Genomic DNA, 10,096 nt, shown 5'->3' on the forward strand with positions numbered 1-10,096 from the left:
GCAAATGCGGGTTAAAGTTCTCGTTTTCAAAGTGTTACAAAGCATCAAAATGCACGCTGGTAAGGCAGAATGCCGGAACGCAACATTTCCGCGGAGCCCAGACTGTGATCGCTGCTCAGGCCACGCAGTTCGACGTTGAACGAAACTTTGTTGTCATAAACGCTGGTATTGTTGCTGCCATTCCAGTCGGTGATCTTACGCTCATAACCCAAGGTCACTGCCCAGCAGCAGGTGTTGTACTTCACACCGAGCAACTGATCGGCAGACTGTTTGGCTCGGGTGTCGTAGTAATAAGCCCCAACGACGGCCCAACGATCGGCGATTGGCCAACTGCCGGTGACGCCCACCTGCGAAATGCCGTCCTGATAGGCCGGAACCTGCTTGGTGTTCAGTGCCGTTTCAATATACTCCGGCGTGGCATAACGGTAGTTCAACTGCAGGACGCGTTCAGAATCCTGACGGTATTCCAGTACGCCGTTGCCCAATGAAATGCTATTGAGGCGCGTGTCATACTGCAGGCCGCCACGTAGGCCCCAACGATCGTCAATCTTCCAATAGGTATCGCCGGCCCATGCCAGGCTACCTGTATCGTCATTGTTATCGTACCTGCTTGCCTGGTCGCCGGTGCGTGAACGGCTGAAGTAGTAGATTTGACCCACGGAAGCGTTAAAACGTTCAACCAGCGCGTCATCATAAATTCGTGTGGTTAAACCGGTGGAAACACGGTTTTGCGAAGCGATGCGATCCAGGCCGCTGTAAGTACGGTCGCGGAACAGGCCGGAGTAGTCGGTTTGCAGCAGGGTGGTGTCGTAGGTGTAGATGTTGCTCTGGTCGCGATACGGCACATACAGGTACTGCACGCGCGGCTCCAGGGTTTGGGTCGCACCTTCCGACCAGACCATCGGGCGTTCGAACACCAGCTTGCCGTCGACCTTGAACTGCGGCAATACGCGGTTGACCGAATCCTCGAGATCCGGCGCGGTAACAACGTTACCCGGAGTGCTTTTACGAGCTGAGTAGTTAGCTGCGAAGCCGTCAGGAATATCCTGCTGATAATGGGTAGCCAGCAGTTTGGCTTCGGTGTTCAGGCTGGCCCAGCCGTTGGTCAACGGCAGGCTGAGCGTCGGTTCCATATGCAGACGAGTGGCGTCCGGGCTGTACGGGTTGACGCTGGTGAACTTGGCCGCCTGGCCGTAGATGCGGAAATCGAACGGGCCAAGATCATCTTTATAGTAGTTCAGGTCCAACTGTGGCTGAACTTTATACGAATCTGACTGGCTGCGATCGGTATCGCCGTAGATCTGGAACTGCTTGGAGCTTAAGGTGGCATCCCAGTTGTCAATGGCGTAGCCGAGGCTGAATTTCTGCGTTGCGTAACCGTCGGTGGTAGAGCCATATTTCGAGTCCAGATCGGTAAAGTATTTGGAATCGCTGACTTTGGTGTAATCGGCGTTAAAGCGCCACACCTGGTCCATCACCCCATTGTGGTTCCAGTAGAACAACCAACGTTTACTGTCGTCAGGGTTGTCCTTGCTGTATTCCTTGTCGTTCGGCAACCAGTCGAACTCCATCAGGCCCAGGCCCGGCTGCACCAGATAGCGGAATTCGTTCTGCAACTGCAGGCCGCGTCGAGACATGTAGTGCGGTGTGATGGTGGCGTCGAAGTTCGGCGCAATGTTCCAGTAATACGGCAGCATAAATTCAAAGCCATTGCTGCTGCCATATTTTGCGTTCGGGATCAGGAAACCGGAGCGACGTTTATCACCGACCGGCAATTGCAGATACGGGCTGTAAAAAACCGGCACGCCGCCAATTTTAAAGCGGGCATTCCAGATTTCCGCCACCTGCTCCTCGCGGTCGTGGATCACTTCGGTACCGACCACGCTCCAGCTGTTGTCGCCCGGCAGACAGGAGGTAAAGGTGCCGTCTTCCAAAATGGTGTAACGGTTGGCACCGCGCATCTTCATCTTGTCGGCGTCGCCGCGCCCCTGACGGCCTACCATTTGGTAGTCGCCTTCATAGACGTCGGTATCTTTGTTGTTCAGGTTCGACCAGGCTTTCGGGCCTTTCAGCTTGATCTGATTGTCGCTGTAGTGAACGTCACCGGTAGCGGTCACGGTGCGCACTGGATCGGTCTGCCCCGGATTTTGCGTCTGGTTCAGTTCCACTTGCTTGGCGGTCAGGGTGCTGTTGCCTTGTTCGATATTCACGTTGCCGGTGAACAGGGCGCTTTTCGGATAGTCCGCTTTGGAGTCATCCGCATGGATGGTGACCGGCAGGCTGTTCGGATCGCCGCTGACCAGCGGTTTGTCATAAACAGGAACGCCAAGCATACATTGCTCAGCAAGGTCAGCCAGGGCGTGCTGGCTGTAGAGTGCCGTCCAAATTAGTGTGGCCAGCAGTGTTGGGAAACTTTTTTTCATACGCGGTTTTGGTGTTCCGTCATCAGAGGCGTCATGTCCGGCAAACGGTCAGAGACTATATTACTCATCTGCGTTGCGCTAGTGTTAAATCCGGCCGTTTACTTGCGTCGTCGATAGGCGCAAAGATAAATGACAGGTATGATAATCCAAATCCTGAGAAAAATCGCCTTAACCCTTACCTAAGACGAAAGGGAGCAGTCGGCTTTCGGCATGATAATTGAGGAGTATATGCAGTATTGGGGAAAACTGCTCGGGGTCATCGTGGCCATTTGGGCTGGCGCGGGATTCTGGGGTGTAGTTTTGGGGCTGATTGTCGGTCATATGATCGATACTGCGCGCAGTAATAAGCGTAGCCGGGGCTTTTTCGCCGGTCAGCAAACGCGGCAAACGCTGTTTTTCCGCACCACTTTTCAGGTGATGGGTCACCTGACTAAATCAAAAGGACGCGTTACCGAGGCGGATATTCAGATCGCCAGCCTGTTCATGGATCGTCTGCAGCTGCACGGAGAAGCCCGTACCGCGGCGCAGCAGGCATTTCGTGAAGGCAAACAGAGCCAGTTTCCGCTGAGAGAAACGCTGCAGCAGTTCCGCAGCATTTGTTTCGGCCGTTTTGACCTGATTCGGATGTTTCTGGAAATTCAAATCCAAGCGGCATTCGCCGACGGTTCGTTGCATCCCAACGAGCGGCAGGTGCTGTATGTGATTGCTGAAGAGCTGGGTATTTCGCGTGCGCAGTTCGATCAATTCCTCAGCATGATGGAAGGCGGGCGCCAGTTTGGTGGCGGTCAGCAGGGTGGTTTCCAGCAGGCGCAACGTGGGCCAACGCTGGACGATGCTTGCAAAGTGCTGGGTGTCAGCAGCAGCGACGATGCCACCACCATCAAGCGCGCTTACCGCAAGCTGATGAGCGAACACCATCCGGATAAGCTGGTGGCGAAAGGCTTGCCGCCGCAAATGATGGAAATGGCCAAGCAGAAAGCGCAGGAAATTCAGGCGGCGTACGATCTGATCAAACGCGAGAAAGGCTTCAAATAACCTTCCCCGTCATACTTGGCGCTGCCTCTTTGTTGGCTGTACCTGCTCACCCCGGTCACATAGTTGCCTATGCTCCCGGGGATTTGCAGGCTTGCCGCCGCGATGCAACCCCAATTATTTAGGGGAAAGAGCGTAAGTATTTCGGGGGGAGTACCCAGGGGCCCGACATGCTGGGCCCGTTTAACAGGCGATTCAGAAATCCGGTTCGGCGCGAAAGTGCATCGGCGTCTGGAACGCCGGGTGGGTAATACGCAGTTCCTGGGCATGCAGCTGCAACCTAGGCGCCATGGCTTTGATTTCCGGCGGGGCGTAGAAACCGTCACCAAGGATCGGGTGGCCCAGCGCCAACATATGCACGCGTAACTGATGCGAGCGGCCGGTAATCGGCATCAGTTTTACCCGCGTGCTGCCATCGGCGTCGTGTGACAACACTAGATACTCGGTTTGCGCCGCTTTGCCCGTCTCGAAACACACCTTCTGCAACGGCCGGTTTGGCCAGTCACAAATCAGCGGTAAATCCACCAGGCCTTCATCGTGCTTCAGATGGCCCGATACGCGGGCGATATAAGACTTCTTCGGCTCGCGATCGCGGAACTGGCGCTTAAGCTCACGCTCCGCCGCCTTGTTCAGCGCCACCACAATCACACCACTGGTCGCCATATCCAGGCGATGCACCGATTCTGCCGCCGGGTAATCCGCGAGGATGCGCGTCATCAGGCTGTCTTTATTTTCCGGGGCGCGGCCGGGTACCGACAACAGGCCACTCGGTTTGTTGACCACCATAATGTGCTCATCCTGATACAGAATATGCATCGGGCATTGCGGGGGATTGTAGGGTTCCATCTTGTTGGCTCCGCTGAAAGTCACAACAGGGGAACCGAAGTTCCCCAGTGCGCAGGTTACTGGTGAGTTACCACCACCAGACGGATAGCATCCAGACGCCATCCTGCTTCATTGAGGTTAACCAGCACCTGCTTGCGATTGAACTCCAGCGCTTCGACTTCGTCATCACGGATGTTCGGATTGACCGCCTTCAGGGCTTCCAGACGCGCCAGCTCGGTGCTGAGTTTGTCATCCGCTTCCTGTTTCGCCTGCTCTATCAATGCACGAGCCTGCTCTTCAACCAAGCTTTCCGCCTGTTGCAGCATGGCATGCACATCCTGTTGTACCGCATTGACCAGTTTACTGGAGGTATGGCGGTTAACCGCGTTCAACTGACGGTTGAAGCTTTCGAATTCAACCTGTGCTGCCAGATTGGTCCCTTTGCGATCCATCAGCATACGGATTGGTGTTGGTGGCAGGAAGCGGGTCAGTTGCAGGTGCTTCGGTGCCTGCGCCTCAACCACGTAGACCAGTTCGACCAGCAGGGTACCGACCGGCAGCGCTTTGTTTTTCAACAGGGAAACTGCACAGCTGCCGGTATCGCCGGACAGGATCAGATCCAGGCCGTTGCGAATAATTGGGTGTTCCCAACTGACGAATTGCGCATCTTCACGCGACAAGGCCTGCTCGCGATCGAAGGTCACGGTACAACCGTCCTGAGGCAGACCCGGGAAGTCTGGCACCAGCATGTGGTCGGATGGCGTCAGGACAATCAGGTTATCGCTGCGATCGTCCTGGTTGATGCCGACGATATCGAACAGGTTAAGCGCAAAGCCCACCAGATTGACGTCGTTGTCCTGATTGGCGATGGCCTCTGCCAGCGCTTGCGCTTTCTCGCCGCCGTTGGAGTGCATTTCCAGCAGGCGGTCACGGCCCTGCTCCAGTTGCACTTTCAGGTGGTCGTGCTGCTGACGGCAGTGGTGAATGAACTCATCCAGCCCTTCCTGCTCGGTCGGTGCCGCCAGGAAGCCAATCAGTTGCTCGTAACCGTTGTCATAAATGGTGCGGCCGGTCGGGCAGGTATGCTCGAAGGCATCCAGCCCTTCGTGGAACCAACGACCCAGCACCGCCTGAGCGGTGTTTTCCAGATAAGGCACCATGATTTGAATGTCATGCATCTGGCCAATACGGTCCAGACGGCCGATACGCTGTTCCAGCAGATCCGGGTTGAACGGTAGGTCGAACATCACCAGATGGCTGGCGAACTGGAAGTTGCGGCCTTCTGAGCCGATCTCCGAGCATAGCAGCACCTGGGCGCCATCTTCTTCAGAGGCGAAGTAAGCGGCGGCGCGGTCGCGTTCGATAATCGACAGGCCTTCGTGGAATACGGCGGCACGGATCGCTTCACGTTCACGCAGCACTTGTTCAAGCTGCAGCGCGGTGGCGGCATGAGCGCAGATCACCAGTACTTTTTCGTGGCGGTTGGCCACCAGGTAATTCAGCAGCCACTCAACGCGCGGATCGAAGTTCCACCAGGTGGCGTTCTCGCCTTCGAATTCCTGGTAGATTTGCTCCGGGTACAGCATATCGCGTGCGCGCGCCTCAACGGTTTTCTTCGCGCCCATGATGCCGGACACTTTAATCGCGGTCTGGTACTGGGTCGGCAACGGCAGTTTGATCTGGTGCAGGAAACGGTGCGGGAAACCTTTGACGCCGTTACGGGTGTTACGGAACAGCACGCGGCTGGTACCGTGGCGGTCCATCAGCATGGTGACCAGTTCCTGACGCGCCTGCTCACTGTTGTCTCTGTCGCTGTTGGCCGCTTTCAGCAGCGGTTCGATATCCTGCTCGTCGATCAGCTCACCCAGCAGGTTCAGCTTGTCATCGGCCAGGCGTTCACCGCTCAGCAGCAGGGTAACGGCATCGGCTACCGGGCGATATTTCTGCTGTTCGGCAACAAAGTCCTGGTAGTCGTGGAAACGGTTCGGATCCAGCAGGCGCAAGCGGGCGAAGTGGCTTTGTTGGCCGAGCTGTTCCGGAGTGGCGGTCAGCAGCAGCACGCCGGGAATGTGCTCAGCCAGTTGCTCGATGACCTGATACTCGCGGCTGGGTGCCTCTTCGCTCCAGGCCAGATGGTGGGCTTCATCGACCACCAGCAGGTCCCACTGGGCGTCGGCCAGTTCTTCCAGACGCAGCTTGTTACGACGGACGAAGTCCAGCGAGCAGATCACCAACTGTTCGGTTTCAAACGGGTTGCTGCTGTCGAGCTTGGCCTCGGAGTAACGGCTGTCGTCGAACAGTGAGAAATACAGGTTGAAGCGGCGCATCATTTCGACCAGCCACTGGTGCTGCAGGGTTTCCGGCACCACGATCAGTACACGCTCGGCGCGGCCTGCCAGCAATTGCTGGTGAATGATCATCCCGGCTTCGATGGTTTTACCCAGGCCCACCTCATCCGCCAACAGCACGCGCGGCGCATGGCGCTGGCCGACTTCATAGGCGATGTGTAACTGATGCGGGATCAGGCTGGCTCGCATGCCGCGCAGACCGGCGAACGGCAGACGATACTGCTCGCTCTGGTATTTGCGCGCACGGAAACGCAGGGCGAAACGGTCCATACGGTCGATCTGCCCGGCAAATAGACGGTCCTGCGGCTTGCTGAAGGTCAGTTTGCTGTCCAGCAGCACTTCACGCATAGCCACACCGCTTTCCTGAGTATCCAGGCGGGTGCCAATATAGGTCAGCAGGCCGTTTTCCTCTTTGACCTCTTCCACCTGCAACTCCCAGCCTTCGTGGTTGCTGATGGTGTCGCCCGGGTTGAACATCACGCGGGTGATTGGCGAGTCATTTCTGGCATACAGGCGGTTTTCGCCGGTGGCGGGGAAAAGCAGGGTAATCATGCGCGTATCCAGCGCTACGACGGTTCCCAGTCCTAATTCGCTTTCCGTATCGCTGATCCAGCGTTGACCAAGTGTAAAAGGCATATATTGTCGGCTCGATTCTTTAAGTAAGTCTTGTTACCGGGCGAGAGGGCCGCGGCACCCGTATCAAACGTCTGCTAATCCCGATTTATTTTAATATGGCGGGCAATAGCTATTCATCCCATGCATACATCGTGAGACGGCATGGGTGGAGTGTGGTCCAGAATTTGGGAAGGGCGCTATGGTAATGGAAGGCGGCGCGTTCGTCACCTGCAAAACCCGATGAATTTTCTTAACCCTTCGCCAACGCCCGCAGGGCGGGCTGAATGCTAAAACAGGCCCATCTGCCCGGTCACCAGCGTAGTAAAATCGTCATGCAAAAATGGCAGTATGGCGTCAGCCACCGGTTCCAACTGGCGATCCAGATAATGGGGGTAATCAATCGCCGACTGCTGGGTTTCCAGCGGCTCCGGCCCGGCCACTGTCATCACATAGCTGATCCAACCGCCGTTCTGGTATTGCAGCGGTCGCCCCTGCTGACGATTATAGTCGTCGGCGATGCGGGCTGCGCGGACATGTGGCGGGACATTGCGTTGATATTCGTCCAGCTTTCTGCGCAGGCGCTTGCGGTAGACCAGCCGATCGTCGAAATCGCCGTTAAGCGTTTGGCTAACGTATTCACGCACAAAATCCTGATACGGCTGGCGTTTGAAAATGCGTTGGTAAAGCTGTTGTTGGAACTGCTGCGCCAGCGGTGTCCAGTCGGTGCGCACCGTTTCCAGCCCCTTGTACACCATTTCTTCACTGCCGTCCGGTCTGGCGATCAGTCCGGCATAACGCTTTTTACTGCCCTGTTCGGCACCGCGAATGGTGGGCATCAAGAAACGTGAGTAATGGGTTTCGAACTCCAGTTCCAGCGCATTCTCCAACCCGTACTGTTGCTGCAAATGCTGTTGCCACCATTGGTTTACCTGTTCGACCAATCTCCGGCCTATTTGCGACGCCTGCTGTTCGTCATGCGGCTGTTTGAGCCAGACGAAGGTGGAGTCGGTATCGCCGTAGATCACCTGATAACCCTGAGCTTCGATCAGTTCGCGCGTCTGGCGCATGATCTCATGGCCACGCAGGGTGATTGACGAGGCCAGCCGGGGATCGAAAAAGCGGCAGCCGCTCGATCCCAGTACGCCGTACAGCGCGTTCATAATGATCTTCAATGCCTGGGATAATGCTTTGTTCTGCTGACGTTTAGCCGCTTCGCGGCCCTGCCAGATCTGCTCGACGATCGCCGGCAGGCAGTGTTTGCTGCGCGAGAAACGGGCGTTGCGGAAACCGGGCACCGAATCGGCATCGCCGGGGTGCTGCATGCCTTCCACCAGTCCGACCGGGTCGATCAGAAAGGTACGGATGATCGACGGGTACAGGCTCTTGTAATCGAGCACCAGCACCGAGTCATAGAGGCCGGGCTGTGAATCCATCACAAAGCCGCCGGGACTGTGTTCTTCCGGCTGCTCGCCAAGGTTGGGCGCGACAAAACCCAGCCGGTGCATACGCGGCATATACAGATTGCTGAAAGCGGCCACCGAGCCGCCGCTGCGATCGGCTGCCAGCCCGGTCACCGTGGCGCGCTCCAGCAAGAAGGTCAGCAGATCGGTTTTGGCAAAGATTCGGGTGACCAGCTCGCAGTCCTTCAGGTTGTAACGCGCCAGTGCCGGTTTATCTTCGGCAAAGCGCCGGTCGATTTCCGCCATTCGTTGGTAGGGATTGTCGATCGACTTGCCTTCTCCCAACAGCGTCTGTGACACATGTTCGAGGCTGAAAGAAGGGAAGTTCCAGGTGGCGGATTTGAGCGCCTCGATACCGTCGATAATCAACCGCCCGGCGGCGGAGGCGAAAAAGTGATTTTGCTTGAAGCCGTGTTCACGCCATTCAAGCAGATTGCCCCCGCGACCCAGTTTTAACGGGATCTGGTAACGCTCAGCGTGCTTTTGCAATACCCGTAAATCGAACTGCACCAGGTTCCAGCCGATGATGGCGTCGGGATCGTGCTGCTCCAGCCACTGATTCAGCCGTTCCAGCATTTGCGGGCGGCTGACGCAGTACTTCAGGTCAAAATCCAGCGGTTCATTGCCACCGTTGGCCGGCCCGAGCATGTAGACCTGGCGCTGACCGCAACCTTCCAGCGCAATCGAGTACAGCTCACCGTGGACGGTGGTTTCAATGTCCAGCGAGACCAGTTTCAAGGTCGGGCGGTATTCCGGTGCCGGTTTCATTTGGCCGTTGATCAACGGGCCATTGCCGTTGGCCTGGCCGCTGAACCAGACCGGCGCGGTGATAAAACGTTCCATCAGGTAGCGTTCCGGCGGGCGAATATCGGCCTCATAGAGGTTAACGCCGCCGTCTTTCAGCAGCCTTTCCAGTTTGATCAACTGGCGGTGCTGACGGCAATACAGCCCTAGCACCGGGCGATGATGAAAATCGGTCAGCGGCAGCGGTTTTAGCTCCCATTGCCGCTCTTCCCGCAGCAACAGCTCGGCGCGTTGGCGCTGTTCGGCCGGGATAAAGGCGACCGAAGTCTGCGGTGCCAGGCGAAGTTGCTGCGGGCCGTTCTCAGTCGCCAGCCAAAACTCCACCTCGGTGCCGGTGGGCGTATCACGCCAGTGGCGGGTGAGCAAGAAACCCTGTTGGAGTGACATCTATACCCTTCGTCTTTCAAGCTGCAGCGTTGTTGGCTGCGTGCGTTCACCCCAGTCACTTACTGGTGTAAGCTCCTGGGGATTCTCTTTCTTGCCGCCTAGCTGCAACGTGAAATCCATTGGGTATACCCTTATTTTCGAGCTGCAGCGTTGTTGGCTGCGTGCGTTCACCCCAGTCACTTACTGGTGTAAGCTCCTGGGG

The 10,096-nt window shown here is 56.8% G+C and carries 5 protein-coding genes; 1 reads left to right on the forward strand and 4 read right to left on the reverse strand.

What is annotated here, in order from left to right; translation table 11 throughout:
• Positions 1-44 precede the first annotated feature (44 nt).
• Positions 45-2,423 (reverse strand): LPS assembly protein LptD, encoded by a 2,379-nt coding sequence (gene lptD, locus ACUTSU_RS11830; RefSeq protein ID WP_445654204.1) that lies wholly within the window; start codon positions 2,421-2,423, stop codon positions 45-47.
• A 228-nt stretch (positions 2,424-2,651) separates the two neighbouring features.
• Between lptD and djlA the strand changes: the two genes are divergently transcribed.
• The gene (gene djlA, locus ACUTSU_RS11835) at positions 2,652-3,458 is read left to right on the forward strand and encodes a co-chaperone DjlA (protein WP_445651355.1); all 807 of its coding nucleotides are present in this window, start codon (positions 2,652-2,654) and stop codon (positions 3,456-3,458) included.
• Between the two features lie 192 nt (positions 3,459-3,650).
• Here djlA and rluA read toward each other — a convergent pair whose 3' ends face one another.
• The 3 genes from rluA to ACUTSU_RS11850 all read right to left on the reverse strand — a co-directional run bounded on the left by rluA (position 3,651) and on the right by ACUTSU_RS11850 (position 9,894).
• On the reverse strand, positions 3,651-4,301 hold the full coding sequence (gene rluA, locus ACUTSU_RS11840) for a bifunctional tRNA pseudouridine(32) synthase/23S rRNA pseudouridine(746) synthase RluA (RefSeq protein ID WP_445654205.1): 651 nt from the start codon (positions 4,299-4,301) through the stop codon (positions 3,651-3,653).
• 56 nt (positions 4,302-4,357) lie between these two features.
• Positions 4,358-7,264, reverse strand: coding sequence for an RNA polymerase-associated protein RapA (gene rapA, locus ACUTSU_RS11845; RefSeq protein ID WP_445654206.1), 2,907 nt, complete (start codon positions 7,262-7,264; stop codon positions 4,358-4,360).
• Between the two features lie 266 nt (positions 7,265-7,530).
• Positions 7,531-9,894 (reverse strand): DNA polymerase II, encoded by a 2,364-nt coding sequence (locus tag ACUTSU_RS11850; protein ID WP_445651358.1) that lies wholly within the window; start codon positions 9,892-9,894, stop codon positions 7,531-7,533.
• Between the last annotated feature and the right edge of the window lie 202 nt (positions 9,895-10,096).

This window comes from Serratia sp. NA_13, from assembly GCF_052691735.1.